This is a genomic window from Nostoc sp. XA010 (genome assembly GCF_020829625.1).
Classification (GTDB): domain Bacteria; phylum Cyanobacteriota; class Cyanobacteriia; order Cyanobacteriales; family Nostocaceae; genus Nostoc.
The window spans coordinates 1-17,764 of the sequence record NZ_JAIVFX010000061.1 but is presented as its reverse complement, the minus strand read 5'-3'; the positions used below and the strand labels follow the sequence as shown (position 1 = coordinate 17,764).

General features: G+C 45.2%; 13 protein-coding genes, 2 pseudogenes and 1 riboswitch. Of the genes and pseudogenes, 10 read left to right on the top strand and 5 right to left on the bottom strand.

From position 1 onward, the window contains the following. The first annotated feature begins 154 nt into the window (after window positions 1-154). The 3 genes and pseudogenes from LC608_RS33810 to LC608_RS33800 all read left to right on the top strand — a co-directional run. Complete coding sequence (locus LC608_RS33810) at window positions 155-691, top strand: PAS domain-containing protein (protein WP_229557740.1); 537 nt, start codon at window positions 155-157, stop codon at window positions 689-691. Window positions 692-1,557: 866 nt separating this feature from the next. Continuing rightward, the gene (locus tag LC608_RS33805; RefSeq protein ID WP_229557739.1) at window positions 1,558-1,806 is read left to right on the top strand and encodes a hypothetical protein; all 249 of its coding nucleotides are present in this window, start codon (window positions 1,558-1,560) and stop codon (window positions 1,804-1,806) included. Window positions 1,807-2,452: 646 nt separating this feature from the next. After that, a pseudogene (locus LC608_RS33800) lies at window positions 2,453-3,792 on the top strand (reverse transcriptase domain-containing protein); the annotation flags it as partial. Between the two features lie 85 nt (window positions 3,793-3,877). Here LC608_RS33800 and LC608_RS33795 read toward each other — a convergent pair. The 4 genes from LC608_RS33795 to LC608_RS33780 all read right to left on the bottom strand — a co-directional run bounded on the left by LC608_RS33795 (window position 3,878) and on the right by LC608_RS33780 (window position 8,047). After that, window positions 3,878-4,780 (bottom strand): IS982 family transposase, encoded by a 903-nt coding sequence (locus tag LC608_RS33795; RefSeq protein ID WP_229557743.1) that lies wholly within the window; start codon window positions 4,778-4,780, stop codon window positions 3,878-3,880. A 490-nt stretch (window positions 4,781-5,270) separates the two neighbouring features. Beyond that, complete coding sequence (locus LC608_RS33790; RefSeq protein WP_229557738.1) at window positions 5,271-6,041, bottom strand: ABC transporter ATP-binding protein; 771 nt, start codon at window positions 6,039-6,041, stop codon at window positions 5,271-5,273. 39 nt (window positions 6,042-6,080) lie between these two features. Beyond that, a complete protein-coding gene (locus tag LC608_RS33785; protein WP_374108485.1) occupies window positions 6,081-6,932 on the bottom strand; it encodes an ABC transporter permease in 852 nt (283 codons plus the stop codon). A 56-nt stretch (window positions 6,933-6,988) separates the two neighbouring features. Next, complete coding sequence (locus LC608_RS33780; RefSeq protein WP_229557741.1) at window positions 6,989-8,047, bottom strand: ABC transporter substrate-binding protein; 1,059 nt, start codon at window positions 8,045-8,047, stop codon at window positions 6,989-6,991. Window positions 8,048-8,760: 713 nt separating this feature from the next. Next, window positions 8,761-8,870, top strand: a riboswitch (guanidine-I (ykkC/yxkD leader). Window positions 8,871-8,996: 126 nt separating this feature from the next. Here LC608_RS33780 and LC608_RS33775 point away from each other — a divergent pair. From LC608_RS33775 to LC608_RS33745, 7 genes and pseudogenes are all read left to right on the top strand, one after another. Next, on the top strand, window positions 8,997-9,755 hold the full coding sequence (locus LC608_RS33775) for an urea amidolyase associated protein UAAP1 (protein ID WP_229557737.1): 759 nt from the start codon (window positions 8,997-8,999) through the stop codon (window positions 9,753-9,755). A gap of 69 nt (window positions 9,756-9,824) precedes the next feature. After that, entirely contained in the window at window positions 9,825-10,466 is a 642-nt protein-coding gene (locus tag LC608_RS33770; protein WP_229557736.1) for an urea amidolyase associated protein UAAP2, read from the top strand. 87 nt (window positions 10,467-10,553) lie between these two features. Further along, entirely contained in the window at window positions 10,554-10,832 is a 279-nt protein-coding gene (locus LC608_RS33765; protein WP_229557735.1) for a hypothetical protein, read from the top strand. Window positions 10,833-10,932: 100 nt separating this feature from the next. Beyond that, window positions 10,933-14,529 carry an urea carboxylase gene (uca, locus tag LC608_RS33760; RefSeq protein WP_229557734.1) on the top strand — a complete coding sequence of 1,199 codons (3,597 nt, stop codon included), beginning with the start codon at window positions 10,933-10,935 and terminating at the stop codon, window positions 14,527-14,529. Beyond that, on the top strand, window positions 14,526-15,911 hold the full coding sequence (gene atzF / locus LC608_RS33755; protein WP_229557733.1) for an allophanate hydrolase: 1,386 nt from the start codon (window positions 14,526-14,528) through the stop codon (window positions 15,909-15,911). Before uca ends, atzF begins: the two co-directional genes overlap by 4 nt. Continuing rightward, complete coding sequence (locus tag LC608_RS33750) at window positions 15,908-16,357, top strand: hypothetical protein (protein WP_229557732.1); 450 nt, start codon at window positions 15,908-15,910, stop codon at window positions 16,355-16,357. Before atzF ends, LC608_RS33750 begins: the two co-directional genes overlap by 4 nt. A gap of 37 nt (window positions 16,358-16,394) precedes the next feature. Beyond that, window positions 16,395-17,069 (top strand): annotated as a pseudogene (locus tag LC608_RS33745) (hypothetical protein). Window positions 17,070-17,078: 9 nt separating this feature from the next. On the opposite strand, the gene LC608_RS33740 reads toward LC608_RS33745, so the two are convergent. Beyond that, on the bottom strand, window positions 17,079-17,615 hold the full coding sequence (locus tag LC608_RS33740; RefSeq protein WP_229557731.1) for a hypothetical protein: 537 nt from the start codon (window positions 17,613-17,615) through the stop codon (window positions 17,079-17,081). Window positions 17,616-17,764 lie beyond the last annotated feature (149 nt).

The following is a 17,764-nucleotide window of genomic DNA, read 5'->3' as shown; positions in this document are numbered from 1 at the left end:
CTCCAAAGACTACATGTGGAGTCGATGGTTTAATTAAAATAGCACTTGAATTAATTAATCCTGAACATCTCAAAAATTGGTTTACAAATTGCTGCTACTGTACCTCATAAACTCCGAATCTGCTGTAAGTGGCAAGTCCTATGAAGGTAAGGAGATGTTCGCCCGCTACGCGCGAACTGGAACAGAGGTTATGTATGAAGGTTGGTTCAATATTATTTATCAGCCTCTGTTCGATATAAACGGGCAAGTTAACGGTATTTTAAGTATAAACGTCGAGGTTACCGAACAAGTTCTTGACCAGAGGCGCATTGCACGGATTGCGGCAGAGCGCGACGCAATTTTGCAACAACTAATCGAAGGAGTGATCATTACTGATGCTCAAGGTTGCATCACATTTATCAATGAGGCTGCATCAAGGCTTCATGGAGCCGCCACCCTCAACGTCTCTCCCGAAGCATACACCGAGACATATCACCTCTATACGGAGTCCGGTAATCCTTACCCTCCTTCCGAGCTTCCCCTCAGCCGCGCTGTACTCAGAGACGAAATTGTTACTGAAGCGCACTGGCGCATTCGTCGTCCTGATGGTACTGAAGTGCTTGTGGTAGGTAATGCCCGACCAATCTATGATGAGCAAGGAATAAAAATTGCCGCAGTACTCACTATTCGGGAATTGGAAAGTGAATATTAGAGTTCTTTATTTTAGTAGAGTAAATGTCAGAAATTACTTTCAGTAGACCGAAAAGTTTTGCGATCGCTCTGTGATGAATACCTATCTAAGTGAATTTTTATCTAAAACTAGTAATTTTAGATACTATTTTTTCATGAACAAGTTGACCTAGTAACATAAGTAAAGCTAATAAATCAGCCAAGAGTAAGAGCAAATCTCGCACCAGAATATGGTCATGCTGTTATTGCAGAGAATTTTGTCAAAGAGCTGGGTGAAAATTGAGCTAGAGGAATATCTGATTTGATTATGACTGCAACTACTACTCCAGTTTTAACTGATAATAAAACCTTGAACGAAGTAGTTAACTGTTTAAGAGTAATCCAAGGAAAAAATGATCCAAAATTAGGGATACTGAAAGAATAATTAGTGTGCGGTATGGTTGATGTCTCCAGAATCGTTAATCCAACTAAGTGATAGTCTGAGGTCGCAGGGCGAACGCACGGCATTTCTGAAACCCCTGCTGGATAAGGATCTTGACGAAAAAATAGGCTAAATTTAAAAACGCTGAAACCCTTGCTATTAAAGGATTCTTATACTTTAGATGCGTTTGCCCTGTCTGAGGTCGTTGTACATCAAGACAGCACAAAAGCTAAAAGGAAGTGACCGAAGACAATTCATGGCAGAGGTAGTGAAAGGATGGGGACGAGGAGGAGCAACAATTGCAGAACGAGAACTAGGATGGAATCGACGAATATCTTTGAAATTTTGATTCGGGCAGCCACTCAGAGAGATAGTATTGAAAACACTAGTAAAGTCTTAAAAAATGTTCCGACCAGTAATGATATCCGTTACCATGTCTACGTTTCGGGATTGAGAGTAGTTATCGTATGAAAAACCAGTGCCGCATCAAAACTACTATCAAAAATCCCACAATTCGGCTTTTATTTGTAGCTTTGGCATTTTTAATTATTAATGTTTGGATTTATCTAGTATGGCATTATATTAGCCGTTTAAAAAGAAGCACTAGACAAGTTTTTTCCCATCTATTTACTCTCAAACAGATGCTTGAATTTTTACGCCAAGTAATAGACCGTAACTATGGAGTAGCCTGCGAAATTTATTTACCGTCCGGCTGATTTTGGTCGTTTCGCCACTATTCCTATAAGTTCAACTTATAGTTGCTCTCTCGAAATCGGCTGTTGTACATTCCTGAATAAACGGTATCACAGACTACTATTTTTCAGCGATGGCTACGCCCGCCGCAGGCATCGCAAAAGTTTTCGGTCTACTGACTGTCATTAAAGACTGAACTCTCGGTCAGATGCAAGTGCAAGTCTTGCCATTCAGACTCAGAATTGACTCCTTACCTGCCCACACCGAACAAGCTCGGTTCTTGTAGAGTGAAGCTCTTAACAGGGCGCAACCAGACGACCGTTGCGGGTTGACACTGGCGCTAACAGGGAGTTCCTATGATGAAACAGAGCCTAGAAAAGCGACTTATCCGACGGCAGGGCGCAACGCAAAATCCCTGACCGCACTGGAGATAACTCCCGCCGAATTCACTTCGAGATAACGGCAAAGAGTCCAGGGAATCCAGTAGTCGAATTGGCTACATCTAACGGAACAACCAATCTCTCCGAGGGAACGAATAAAAACTAGCTGTGGGTCTTAGGGCATTCGAACCCTAGGTAGACCAGACGAGCGGAGGAATCCCCACAGTTAGGGTAGGACAGACCGTAATTGGTCTGAGGTGTTCAGAATACACAAACTGTAGAAGAGAAAATGATTAGACACAGTTACAAAACTAGTGAATCTTGGGTAGCCCTACCGTGGAAGAAATTCCGCCGAAATCTATTCCGCCTTCACTCATCGCGTGTATAAAGCGGTTCAAGTTGGAGACAAGCGGAAAGCTCGGTTACTCCAAAAGCTTATTCTAAAATCAACCTCGGCTCGATTTCTTGCAATAAGACAAGTATCACAAGCTTTATGCTGGCAAAAAGACGGCGGGTATTGATGGTAAGAAATCCCTCTCATTTGAAGACCGCTTCAACCTTGAAGAACTACTGAAAATGAACAGTGGAAATTGGAAACATCAAGGACTAAGGGAAATCCCCATCCCTAAAAAGGACGGGACTACCAGAATGCTTAAAATACCAACCATCGCGGATAGAGCTTGGCAATGCCTAGCAAAATATGCGCTCGAACCAGCACACGAAGCCACTTTCCACGCTAGGAGTTACGGGTTTAGAACTGGGCGCTCTGCTCACGATGCACAAAAGTACATCTTTAATAACCTCAACTCTACCAGAAATGGAATAGATAAAAGAGTTATAGAACTCGATATCGAAAAATGCTTCGACAGGATTAATCACTCAGCAATAATGGATGAACTCATTGCCCCTAAAGGCTTAAAACTCGGAATATTCCGATGCCTCAAGGCTGGGATAAATCCAGAATTCCCTGAACAAGGAACCCCACAAGGGGGAGTGGTCAGCCCATTACTAGCAAATATCGCACTCAACGGGATTGAGAGTATCCATCGGTATCACGATTGTGATAAGCAAGGTAGGAAAATCAAAGACAATACCCCAAAAAGGAGCATTGTCGAACCATCAACCCGATACGCGGATGACATGGTTATTATACTCAGACCCGAAGACGATGCAACAGAAATACTTGAAAGAATCAGCGAGTTCCTCCGCAAACGCGGAATGAATGTAAGCCAAAAGAAAACCAAAGTTACCGCCGCGACAGATGGGTTCGACTTCCTCGGCTGGCACTTCAAAGTCCAGAAAAACGGAAAGTTCAGATGTAGTCCTTCAACGGACAACTTCAAAGCATTTCGTAAGAAAGTAAAACACATCGTCAACAACTCGAATTATGGTGCTACCACAAAGGCGGAGAAGTTAGCCCCGGTAGTTAGAGGGTGGAGAAATTACCATAAGTTCTGCAAGATGGACGGGTCTAGAAACTCGTTATACCACATACAAAAAAGAGCTTACACGGTATTCAACAAGGAAACCAAACAAAATCGCTACTCTAGCAAGAAATTACTAGACAAGGCATTCCCAGCAGTTCCCTACTCCGAAAATAAACACGTCATGATTAAAGGGACAAAATCCGTGCGATTCGTTGATTAGTGAATCACGGTGTAATCGGTACATAACTAATCCAACCTGACAGCAGATTAACGTGAGTTCGACGGAACTAAAAAATGGCAGGAGGTAGTGCAGGTAAATCTTTTGGGTAAATGTCAATCGAGGGTTTTTTAGGCAAGTAGGTATAAGCAGCTAAACCAGCCATCAAATTAACTAAAAAGTTAAATGGGCTACGATGACGAGAGTGTTCGATTTGACATATATTTTTCAGATGGTCATTGACCGATTCAATTACAGCACGTTTGCGTAACAGAATCTTATCAATCAGTTTTACCAAACGATTTTTCATTTTCTTCTTAGATTTTGTAACTAACTGCAACCCTCGCTCATATAACTCCTCAAATAGTTTTTGAGAGATGTATCCTCTATCACCAAATAATTTACCAATTAAGTCTTTAGTCATATCTGGGACTGGTTTTCGGTCATCCACATTCGCTGGGGTTAGTGAAAATGCAAGTAATTCTCCGCAATCATTAATAATCAAATGCAGTTTAAATCCAAAGTGCCACCCAACAGAATTTTTGCCCCATTTCACTAGCCCTTTAAATACCTTGTGAGAATGCGCCCGACAGTTGTGACAAACATTAATTGGGGTGGAATCGAGAAAGCTAATCCCAGTAATTTCTCCTGTACGGGTATGTAAAAAGCAACATAACAGCATCAAACACCAGGGCATCAATTCCACAAACCGAGTGTAGCTGACCAGATTTGGAAATGCTTCACGCCAACTTGTCAGTACATGCATGGTATAAAATTCCTTGAAAGTCTTATATCCACTGCAATGAAATGCGATGACTATTGTCATCACTTCTGATAGATGCATTCGGGAAGTGCTGCGCCTTTCTCCTGTTGTCGATGGCAATTGTGGTACTTTCTGCCAGAGATTTTCCCATTGGTTACAGAAATCATCTACGTCACAGAAAATTTGCGTGATGTCGAGGCGAGATATCATGGTAGACATAGCCGAGACCCTGATTTTTGTTAGATATTATTAATCTCGGCATTTTTTTGTGACTTTTTTGCTGATTCTCAATCAATCGTAGCGATCGCACTTCGCCTGCCCAGTTAAGCAAATTCATATCTAGCAAGCTTTTTTGGCTTTTATACCCGTCGAACTCACGTTAACTGAGAGGTGCGGGGAATAATATCCCCCATCGACTCAAACAGATATTGGGTGAATGTTATTCCATCATCAAAGACGAGTACGCTCGGTTGCTAAGTACACAAAGCTAGCGAGATGAGGCACGGCTTTCATCGAACAAGGGCGAATTGTCTTAACATTACACCCAAGGCGTAAAAAAACCTTGCGCCATACCTTGAAGAAATTTTTAGGACTTATTGTTTTTGCCTAATCCAAGAGACAAGGGAGTTTATATATCAACTCAACCTCGTAAATTGGCGAGGGTATTGATAAATATGAGCCGTTTTAACCATTTTTTATCTTATGCTGCAACGGCTTCCTTGCCATGTTGCCGCAGCAGATCCATCAGTTCATCTCGATAGTCGTGGAAGGTGGAATGACGCTTGATCATGAGGCTACGCTCCGGCAGATTGATGGTCATCACCTTGCGTATTGTACCAGGACAAGCACCCAAGGCATAGATGCGGTTGGACAGGAAAACGGCTTCCTCGACATCGTGGGTGATCATGAAAATTGTAATGTTGGTGCGCTGCCAGAGGTCAAGTATAAATTCATGCATCGATTCTTTAGTGTGGATATCAAGCGCACCAAACGGCTCATCCATGAGCAACACTTTAGGTTCAGACGCAAGGGCGCGGGCGATCGCAACACGCTGCTTCATCCCACCCGATAGCTCCTTGGGCAGCAAACCGCTAAAGCGTGACAAGCCAACGATGCTGAGAAAGTAGCTTGCCTGTTCGCGCCGCTCTTTTTTAGGGACGCCTTGCAGCTTGAGTCCAAACTCGGTATTTTCTTGCACGTTCATCCAGGGATAGAGCGTATAGTCTTGAAACACCATGCCACGATCAGGTCCTGGGCCAGTGATGTGCTTGCCATCAATGCGTACTTCTCCCGATGTCGGGCTATCGAGTCCAGCAATTTGGCGGAGTAACGTGGATTTGCCGGAACCGGAGGCACCGACCGCGCAAATAAATTCGCCCTGCTCGATTACCATGTTAATATCTTTGAGAACTACGAGCGTACCGGATTGAGTCGGAAAGTGTTTGTTGAGCTTATTGACTTGCAAAAACATTGGTTTAGCCTCTGTGAGTTAAATGTTCTATCGAGTTGTTTATCGCTGCTGACTTGTCCATTTGCAGGTGACGCGAAGCAGATACTGAAACAACAAATCAAATGTCAATCCGATGATGCCAATCACAATTAGTCCAACAAAGATTTCATCGGTTCGTAAAAATCGACCAGCAACGCTGATACGTCTTCCTAATCCTTCGTTTGCGGCAATTAGTTCTGACACAATCACAAGCTGCCAAGCGGCAGCTAAGTTGATCCGGCAGGCATCCAAAATGCCGGGAAGAACGTGCGGTAAAATCACCTGAGTTAGTGTTGCCCAGCGATCGCCACCCAGCATATAGGTTGCTTCAATCAACTCTTTAGGCACAAACTTTACAGTATCCATCACCATCAGCGTATTGAAGAAAAACACGCCGATGAAAATCAGCATAATTTTCGGTTCTTCACCAATGCCCAAGTAGAGAATCAGCAGTGGAATAAAGGCGGGTGCAGGCATATAGCGCATTAGACCAAACAGCGGCTCTAATAAAGCGCGAATGCTGGGAAAACTCCCCATCAAAATTCCGACCGGAATTGAGAAGCTTGCTGCTAACAAAAAACCAACAGCAACCCGCCAAAGACTAGCTACAGTATCTTTCAGCAGTTCGCGTGTCATCCACAAGTGCCCTGCTGCTTCTGCAACTCTTGCTGGCGTTGGCAAAAACTTTGGATCGATGTTGCCGAAGCTGGTTACTGCCCACCAGAGCAACAGTGGCAGGGCAATCGAAGTAATGGTTAATACCGTATAAAGGGGCTTGGGGATATCTTCGACCAGCCGCCAAAAAACCGTAGACTTCATGGTTTTTGGTTTGGTGAATGGTTGGAGCGAGCGAGGCGGAGGGCTGTGGCTCATCGTTTAAATTTGGGGTGAGGGATTGAGGCAGACAATAAATACCGAATTTGCTAGTTCTATCCAGGCTTGGCTCGCTTTTGCATATAGGCTTTGACGAAGCGATCGTCAAATAAAAATGTTGTATTCGGTTTGCTTTTCGCCAACCCCACATCGATCAGAAACTGGCTCATTTGCTCAGTAGCATACAGTAAAGAACCCATGTTGTTGCCAGGCTGAAACGCTTTCAAATTTTCTTCCACCGTGAACAGGCGCGTACCATCGGCATATTGTTTGTATTCCTCAACTGGCACACCTGCCCGTTTTGACATGATGATGTAGGCACGATCCTGGTTTTCCCGGATGTAATCGAGCGTGGCAAACCAAGAATCAACAAGTGCCTGAATTTCTTCGGGATGTTCATACAAAAATTTACGCGATACGACGAGGTGATCAGAAATTGCACCCGGAAAGTCTTTGGAACTGAACAATTCTTTACTACCCGATCGCTGCAATGCCTGTGTTGTAAACGGTGCAAAAACGGCAACTGCATCAACTTGACCGCCAGCAAAAGCAGCCGCGGCTTTTCCTGTTTCCAAAGGCACAAACTGAATGTCTTGGGGCTTTAAGCCAGCTTGTTTCATGCCCAGCAACAGTAAAAAGTGATCAACGGTGCCTTCTTCGGCAGCCACTTTTTTACCACGCAAATCTGCAACGCTGTTGATTCCTGCTGCGACGATGACTTTATCGTTGCCGGTCGAGTTGTCGTTGACTAAGACCACGACTTGATCTGCGCCCCCTGCTACCGAACTGAGCGTATCACCAAGGGTTTGACTATTGGCATCAATTTGTCCGGCTGCAAGGGTGCTAATGGATTCAAGGTAGCCATCGAACCACTTAAGGTTAACAGTTGTATTTTTGGTTTTAAAAATTTTTTGGTCTTGAGCAACTTGCCAGGGAAACCAACCAGGCCAAGCGCTGAAGCCCAAGTTTATCGTTCTAGCTTTGCTGTTAACGACTGCTGCTGCCTCGGCTTCGGTGGTAGTTTTAATATATACTGCTGGGTTTGTGCAGCTTACAGCTAAAGACATAACAACTAAAAATAACAGGCAAGCTGTGAGGAGCGATCGCTTTTTCATAGGCAAAATAATATTTTTCAATTCCAAATAATAAAGTACAGGGCAATAAACTTGAATTGATATAACAAAGCCCAGAAAGAATCATTCAGCACTTAATAGCTGAAAACTTCCTCCCGGGCTTTTCTCCCGCCGTGTAATAAACTAATCAGGCGCTCAAAATTCACAACCAATTAGCTCACCGACTTCTCTTGGACCAGCATTTGTATCTAATCAGAAACAAGTTCAAGACTTGATCCGCTTAACCCAAACCGGAACCCTAGAAGTCTATAAATTTTGCGTTCAATTAAACTTTTAAATTTTCCAGACAATTGCTCATTTAAGAACTTACTATCTAGAACAACCAGAATACTGAAAACCTGCATTTATTTTTCTTTTCAACGAACACTCTAACAACGAGCGAATCCCCAAATTGTATTCAATGATACGATAATCAAATAAAAGGTGAGGATTTGTTGATATTTGAATGGTTTTTTCCAAAAAGCGATCGCTGCCCCAGAGCGATCGCGCCTGCCACTTTATTGCTTTTCAATCGTAGATTCAGATAATTTTTAGCCGCGCAAGGCTGTTAAAAAGTAGTTACGGATACAAATTTCTTTGATTACTCCTGCTAAAAAAATAATGAACAAATATTGTGTAAAAATGCTAACCTAAATAGGAAACGCTCTGTCTACAATATTGTAGAAGTTTGGCAAACTCAAATTGCAAACTGAATAAGGATGAGCTTCTAGGGTTCCGATCGCGCCTTTGTGTGTGATGGCTGGTCCAAGAGAAGCAGCCGACTCTGAGCGAGTCGGTCACACGGCGGGAAAAAAGCCCGGGAGAGCCAGACAGTATGACTGTATTGGTAATCTCCTGGGCTTTGTTATTTGAGTCAGTAGTTTCTTCAATTCCAGAGGTTGAGCCTTTGGTAATTCCTAAACTGATCATCCAACCGTAACAAGAGGATTTTATGGTGCAAGCATCTGTTCTGCCGAATATGGGGGCAATTGATCCGAGCCTGATTTTGCTCGATGAAAAGCTGCCTGGTGGTGCGTATTGGCATTACGTGATCAAACGGGGAAACACCTTGCGTGTGACTGATTTGGAAGGATCTCACGGTGTTTCGATGATTTGCTACAACGCGGATAGCCCCATCGAGCGGCTTAATGTGGCAGATACCGCCAAGATTCAGTTCAACGCCTTCCTCAAAAAGGGCATGGTAATTTACTCTGACATGGGACGCATCCTGTTCTCCATCACAGAGGATACCTCCAGCTATCACGATCTAATCTGTGGTTGCAGCAATGCTGCCAGCAACGCTGCAAAATACGGCGAAGGGCCTTACAACCAATATGGCGAAAGCGATTACAACAACTCCCGCAACAATTTCCTTAAGGCGTTGGGCAAGCGCGGTTTAACCCGCAAAGACCTAATGCCTAACCTTAATTTATTTAGCCGGGTGGCAGTACGTCCGAATGGAGATTTGGAATATGTCGCAGGCGAGGAAAAACCGGGCAGCTTTATTGATTTGCGGGCGGAAATGAATGTATTAGTGATTATTTCCAACTGTCCCCATGTATTGCACCCCGATACAGTCTACAAGCCTAAGCCAATTCAACTTACTGTTTGGAAATCGCCTGCACCTGCACCGGACGATCTGTGCCGCACTGCAAACGAACAAGTGATTCGTGGTTTCATTAACACTGATGCGTTGTTTGCTCAGGAGTAGTTGGGTAGGTTAGTTTCCGTTTACAATCTCTGTTTCTTTGCATTTGAAAATAGAAGAGGAGTCCTAATTATGGTTACAACATTACCCATTGAACTCGATCCAGCAACAGCAATTTATGATCAGGAGTTGGCTGCCCGTAAGCCCTGGTCTAGGATAATCAAAAAAGGGCAAATTTTGCGGATTATCGATCTACTAGGCAATCAAGCCATCGATACATTGTTTTACAATGCATACGATACCTCAGAGCGATATAGCGCTCCCGATACCATTGTCCGTCAAGGCAACATTTTCATTACTACAGGCACTCAGCTAATTTCCAACGAAGGAAACGTGATGATGACCGTCATCCAGGATCAGTGTGGCAAACACGATACAGTGGGTGGGGCGTGTAGTATGGAAAGCAACTCAGTGCGCTATGGGCTGCACAAGAAGCATCTACACGCTTGTGTCGAGAATTACTTGCTGGAACTGAGCAAGTACGAGATGAACAAACGCGATCTCGTCAGCAATGTGAACTTCTACATGAATGTTCCCGTCAGCGAAGACGGCACGTTGGAAATTGTCGATGGTATTTCAGAAGCCGGGAAGATCATCGATCTGCGGGCAGAGATGGATGTAATGGTGTTGATTTCTAACTGTCCGCAAATCAATAACCCATGCAATGCTTACAATCCTACGCCAGCTAGGTTGATTGTTTGGGACGCAGCTTAATGCTCCCACCCCTTGAAGGGGTGGGATTTTTGTTTCAACCAGAGTTTTGTATTCATTAAACTAGCTCTAAACTCGGAAGTTGCACCTTTGAACTCGGAAGTTGAACCTTTGAACTCGGAAGTTGCACCTTTGAACTCGGAAGTTGCACCTTTGAACTCGGAAGTTGAACCTTTGAACTCGGAAGTTGAACCTTTGAACTCGGAAGTTGCACCTTTGAACTCGGAAGTTGCACCTTTGAACTCGGAAGCTGAACCTTTGAACTCGGAAGTTGCATCTTTGAACTCGGAAGTTGAACCTCTGAACTCGAAAGTTGAACCTCTGAACTCGAAAGTTGAACCTCTGAACTCGGAATTTTCAAAATTCTAAAAGAACAAGGGTGAACCCTAGAGACTATTTCTGCAAAAATGAATGGGATGTTTCCTGTCCTTGTTGGTTGCTGGTTCAGTTGTTGATTGATTTATCGCTCATGTTCAACAAAGTTTTGATTGCCAATCGCGGTGAAATTGCTTGCCGGATTATTCGCACCCTCGATCGCCTCGGTATTGCCTCGGTTGCAGTTTACTCCCAAGCTGATGCCCATGCTGCCCATGTTGCTGTGGCTGGAGAAGCCGTCTGTGTTGGAGATGCCGCCCCCGCGCAGAGTTATCTTCGGACTGAGGCGATTTTGGCGGCAGCACAAGCAACTGGTGCTGAGGCGATTCATCCCGGCTATGGCTTTTTGAGCGAGAATGTGGCATTTGCCGAAGCTTGTGCGGAAGCAGGAATTGTGTTTATTGGCCCCACACCCGATCAACTGCGGCGATTTGGACTCAAACATGAAGCAAGAGCGATCGCACAAGCTGCTGGAGTGCCACTCGTCCCCGGTAGCTTGTTGCTAGACAATTTGCAACAGGTCAAAGAGGCGGCGGCGGAAATTGGTTATCCTGTGATGATCAAAAGTACCGCAGGGGGTGGCGGCATTGGAATGCAGTTGTGCCGGAGTGAAGACACTTTGGCAGACTTGTTGGAAAATGTGCAACGCTTAAGTCGCAATAACTTTAGCCAGAGCGGAGTGTTTTTAGAAAAATACATCGAACGGGCGCGGCACATTGAAGTGCAAATCTTTGGTGATGGTGAAGGAAATGTCGTCGCCCTCGGTGAACGCGATTGTTCAACGCAACGGCGCAATCAAAAAGTCATTGAAGAAGCCCCTGCACCAAATATTAATGATAGTTTGCGGCAGCGCTTGTATGAGTCTGCCGTTAAACTCGGACAAAGGATTCGCTATCAATCGGCGGGTACGGTTGAGTTTATCTACGATGTGGATACTCAACAGTTCTACTTCTTAGAGGTGAATACCCGCCTACAGGTGGAACATGGCGTAACAGAAGCGATTACAGGCGTGGATTTAGTGGAGTGGATGGTGCGTCAGGCGGCGGGTGAGTCGCTGGAGTTGGCATCCTACCAGTACCAACCGCAAGGGCATTCAATTCAGGTGCGGGTGTATGCCGAAGATCCAAATAAAAATTTCCAGCCGAGTTCTGGTGAGTTAACTCAAGTGCAGTTTGCTCCTGATATTCGCTGCGATACCTGGATTGCTACTGGCACAAAAGTTTCGCCGTATTACGATCCCTTGTTGGCGAAGATAATTGTGCATGGAGAAACAAGAGAAGATGCGATCGCTACTCTCCAAACTGCCCTAGCCCAATCTCGCATCGACGGCATTGAAACCAACTTGGAATACCTACGCCAAATTATTGCCAATTCAACGTTTATCCAGGGCAATATTACCACGAAATTTACTAATAGCTTTACCTATCGCGCTAATACAATTGATGTGCTTGTTGCAGGCACAATGACCACCATTCAAGATTATCCTGGACGAGTGGGCTACTGGAATGTTGGTGTACCACCCTCTGGCCCAATGGATTCTTTAGCGTTTCGGTTGGGCAACCGGATTTTAGGCAATCCAGAAGCGGCAGCCGGGTTGGAGTGTACACTATCTGGCCCCGCTCTGCGCTTCAATTGCGACACGGTGATTTGCCTTGCGGGAGCGCAGATGAAAGCTACCCTAGATAAACAGCCGATTCCCTATTGGACGGCAGTTCCGGTAAAAGCAGGGAGTACGCTACGGTTGGGCAGCATTCAGGGCAATGGTTTCCGCACATATATTAGCGTGCAAGGCGGGTTTGATGTACCCGATTATTTGGGCAGTAAAGCAACTTTTACTCTGGGTGCGTTTGGTGGACATGGCGGCAGAGCCTTACAGGTGGGCGATGTCCTCAAATTGCATCCTTTTATATCCCAACCGCAGCCGATTTCCCCCGAATTGATCCCCACCTACTCAAATCATTGGGAAATTGGAGTTTTGTATGGGCCTCACAGTGCGCCGGATTTCTTCACGGATGAAGACATCGAGACTTTTTTCAGTACTCATTGGGAAGTGCATTACAACTCGGCGCGAACCGGAATTCGGTTGATTGGGCCAAAACCAACCTGGGCGCGGCAAGATGGGGGTGAAGCAGGGCTACATCCTTCCAATATTCACGACAATGCCTATGCCATTGGTACAATCGATTTCACCGGAGATATGCCGATTATCCTGGGTTTGGATGGGCCGAGTTTGGGAGGTTTTGTGTGTCCTGCCACGATCGCCAAAGCACAACTCTGGAAAATTGGGCAACTCAAACCGGGGAACACGGTTCAATTCCATCGCCTCACCTTTGACCAAGCATTGCACCAAGAATTGCAGTCGGATCGGCAAATCCAAACGCTGCAAGTGGGAGAATCGATGCCTCTGGTGGCTAACGGTTTAGAAAATCGCGCAATTGTGGCAGAAATTCCCGCAACTGATAACCAAATTGCCGTTACCTACCGTCAAGCTAGTGATAAATACTTGCTGATTGAATACGGAGATTTGGTGCTGGATTTGAAGTTGCGTTTCCGGGTGCATGAGTTAATGGCTCATCTGCAAACGAACCCAATTGATGGGGTTTTGGAATTAACGCCGGGGATGCGATCGCTACAAATTCATTACGATAGCCGAGTAATTTCGCAATCAAATTTAGTTACCGCATTACAAAAGATTGAATCTCATCTCCCGGATATTTCTCAGCTGGAAGTGCCAACCCGAATTGTACATCTACCCCTGTCCTGGGATGATGAATCTACTCAACTAGCCATTGAAAAATATATGCAGTCGGTGCGAAAAGATGCACCGTGGTGTCCTAGCAATATTGAATTTATTCGGCGGATTAATGGACTGGGCAGTATCGCAGAGGTTAAAGAAATTCTCTTTAATGCGAGTTACTTGGTGATGGGCTTAGGGGATGTTTATCTCGGTGCGCCAGTGGCAGTCCCGCTCGATCCGCGTCATCGCCTCGTCACCACAAAATACAATCCAGCCCGTACCTGGACTCCTGAGAATGCAGTCGGCATCGGTGGTGCGTATCTCTGCGTTTATGGCATGGAGGGGCCGGGTGGCTATCAGTTTGTTGGACGCACCGTGCAGATGTGGAATCGCTACAAACAAACCGCAGATTTTACAGATGGCAAACCCTGGCTGTTACGATTCTTCGATCAAATTCGGTTTTATCCAGTTGATCACGAAGAGCTAATGCGCCACCGAGAGGATTTTATTGAAGGCAAGTTCAAACTAAAAGTTGAAGAAACCACGTTTAAATTTGGCGACTATCAACAGTTTTTGCAGGAAATTGCCCAAGAGGTGACGACATGCCAAACGCGTCAGCGAATTGCCTTTCGAGAAGAACGCGATCGCTGGACAGCTACAGCCCAAGATGAAAGCACAATTGTCGCAGCCGATCTCCCACCAGCAGTAGCAACGACTATTCCCGATGATTGCTACGCTCTGAGCGCTCCAACAACAGCAAATGTCTGGCAGGTGTTAATGAAAGCAGGCGATCGCATTACGGAAGATACGGGTGTAATTGTGTTGGAAGCAATGAAGCAGGAAATGACCCTGCTACCAGATGATTCAGGAACAGTAGTAGAAGTCCTCTGCGAACCAGGGCAACTTGTCACCGCCGGACAGATATTAGCAATTATCCGAGGAGAAGCACCATGACGGACTTAATTAGCCTGGATATTGAATCGCTGCTTACAGCTTATCGAACCGCTCAATTGCAACCAACGGATGTAATTAAGGAAGTTTATCGCCGGATTGCTGCACGGGGAAACGATGCCGTTTGGATTCATCTATTACCACAAGCACAGGCGATCGCTCAAGCTCAAGTTCTGGCTGGCAGCAATCTAGATGACTTGCCCCTTTATGGTATCCCCTTCGCCGTGAAAGATAACATCGATGTGGCGAAAATGCCCACGACTGCTGCCTGTCCAGCCTACAGCTACATCCCAGAAAAAACGGCAACGGTAGTTGATCGCTTGCTCCAAGCCGGGGCAATTTTGATCGGCAAAACCAATCTCGATCAATTTGCCACGGGGTTAGTTGGGGTGCGATCGCCTTATGGAGCCTGTAGCAGTGTTTTCCATGACGATTATATTTCCGGTGGCTCTAGTTCTGGTTCCGCCGTGGCAGTTGCGGCGAGGTTAGTAAGCTTTTCTCTAGGCACTGATACAGCAGGTTCTGGGCGAGTTCCAGCAGCGTTTAACAATATTGTCGGACTCAAGCCTACCAGAGGTGTATTAAGTACTTCCGGCGTAGTGCCTGCCTGTCGCTCGCTCGATTGCGTTTCCATTTTCACATTGAATTGCCAAGATGCTCGAATCCTATGGCAAGTTGCCAGTGGCTTTGATGCCAGCGATAGTTATTCCCGCCAAGTTCCACTACAAACCGCAGCAATTCCATCATCATTTTCTTTTGGAGTACCCAAGGCAGATCAATTGAAGTTCTTCGGTGATGCAGCAGCAGCAGATTTGTATGAGCAAGGATTACAACGGTTAAAAGCGATCGGCGGGAATCTTGTGGAAATTGATTTTCAGCCCTTTCACCAAGCTGCTAATTTGCTCTACTCTGGTGCATGGGTGGCAGAACGACTCGCTGCTATTGAATCGTTCTTTGAAACTCAAGCTGATGCCATTCATCCTGTTGTCCGTCAAATCATTAGCAATGGTTTACGCTACACAGCGGTAGATACTTTCAAGAGTTTTTACGCTCTAGAAGCACTCAAACAGGAAGCTGCACAGGAGTGGCAAAAAGTCAATATTCTGGCGTTACCTACCACTGGGACTATCTATACCAAAGCAGAAGTAGAAGCAGACCCGATCGCCCTCAACACTAACCTTGGCTACTATACCAATTTTGTAAACTTGATGGACTTGTGCGCGATCGCCCTTCCCTCTGGCTTTCGTGCCAACGGTTTGCCTACTGGCATCACCTTAATAGGGCAAGCATTTCAAGATGTAGCACTATGTAAATTGGGCGATCGCTACCACCATCACATGGGCGGAACCTATGGCAAAATAACTTCTGTGAGGATTTCTGCATGACAACTGTATCCACCAATATGATTACTCTTGCTGTTGTTGGTGCTCATCTCACCGGACAGCCCTTAAACTATCAGATGCAAGAGCGCCATGCCATCTTACTAAAAACCTGCCAAACTGCCCCTAGCTATCGCTTTTACGCCCTTGCCAATACCCAACCTGCTAAACCTGGATTAGTAAAAGTTCTCGATGGTTCTGGGGTAGGCATTGAAGTAGAAGTTTGGCAACTGAGTGCAGAAGGCTTTGGTACTTTTGTTGCCGCAGTACCCCCACCCTTAGTGATTGGCACCTTAGACCTGGAAGACGGTTCCTCAGTCAAAGGATTTTTGTGTGAATCCTATGTGATTCCCGATGCACAAGATATTTCTCAGTATGGCGGGTGGCGCAATTATCTTGCTAGAGTAATCCAAGGAAAAAATGATCCAAAATTAGGGATACTGAAAGAATAATTAGTGTGCGGTATGGTTGATGTCTCCAGAATCGTTAATCCAACTAAGTGATAGTCTGAGGTCGTTGTACATCAAGACAGCACAAAAGCTAAAAGGAAGTGACCGAAGACAATTCATGGCAGAGGTAGTGAAAGGATGGGGACGAGGAGGAGCAATAATTGCAGAACGAGAACTAGGATGGAATCGACGGACAATTCGCAAAGGGATGCTGGAGTTAGAGCATGGAATGTCGATAGCAGACTCATTCCGGCTAAGAGGCAGTAAATCAACTGAACATAGACTGCCAAACTTACTAGAAGATATACGTTCAATTGTAGAGCCACAAAGTCAAACAGACCCAAGTTTTGATAGTACCCGTTTATATACCAGCAGTTCATGTATCGTATCCTGGAGTTCGCTCACAAATTTCAACTAACTATTCAACTAGCTTATTATCCTCCTTATCATAGTAAATATAATCCGGTTGAGCGTGCTTTTGGTTGGCTTGAGCAACATTGGCGTGGCAGCTTACTCGATAGTGTTGATACCGTGCTACGGTTTGCTTCTACCCTGACTTTTAAGGGCAAATATTCTGTGGTTACTTTGGCCCGTGAAAATTTATCATACAGGAGTTAAACTTACACAACAAGCAATGGATCAAATCGAAGAGCAGATTTACCGCTTACCAACTTTGAAAAAATGGTTCGTTGAAATCTTTTATCGAAGTGACTGAATTTTTGGATCATTTTTTAGTTGGAATACTCTTAATAGCTTCGCGGCGTTCTTCTCCAATACCCCCATGAAATACATCTATGCGTTCTTGTTCGCGGTTAGAGCCTGCGATCGCACTTTGTAATTGCTGTTGTAAATAACGTTTAGTATCTGTATATTCTGTAAAGATAATTACTCGCCGTTCTAACCAAGCAGCATTCGGTTGACCCAAATCGGGACAAAGATTTTGGTGAATCCACTCTACCAGTTGTTGAATTCGGGGATCTGGCTGGTAGCGAGAGGAATTCGCAACATCTGCCATTTCATCTAAAATTGCTAATTCACGCGCTGTTTGTCCCGCAGCTTGCATACTAGCTGCTGCCATTTGAGCATCTTCTTCTGCAATTACTTCCTCTTCGGAAAATTCAGCCCGTTCGTCATCTGCACCAGGGGATTCAAACAGCAACGGTAGACTGGCTTGATGTGTGGAGGGGCGGTGAGCCGCTTGCTTTTCCATCCCCGTCCGATGCACCTTTAAAGTCCGTGCAAATGCCTCAATGGAAGACAAAAGACGCTTTTGCAGTGAAGTAATACCAATTTGAAAAAAGAATGCGACAAATGGTAAATGTATAGAAGCAGCATTTGGGGTGTGTGATGGCAGGGATAACCCGGATAGAGATCAAAGAGAGTGCAGAGGAACTAGAGGCACTGCTACGT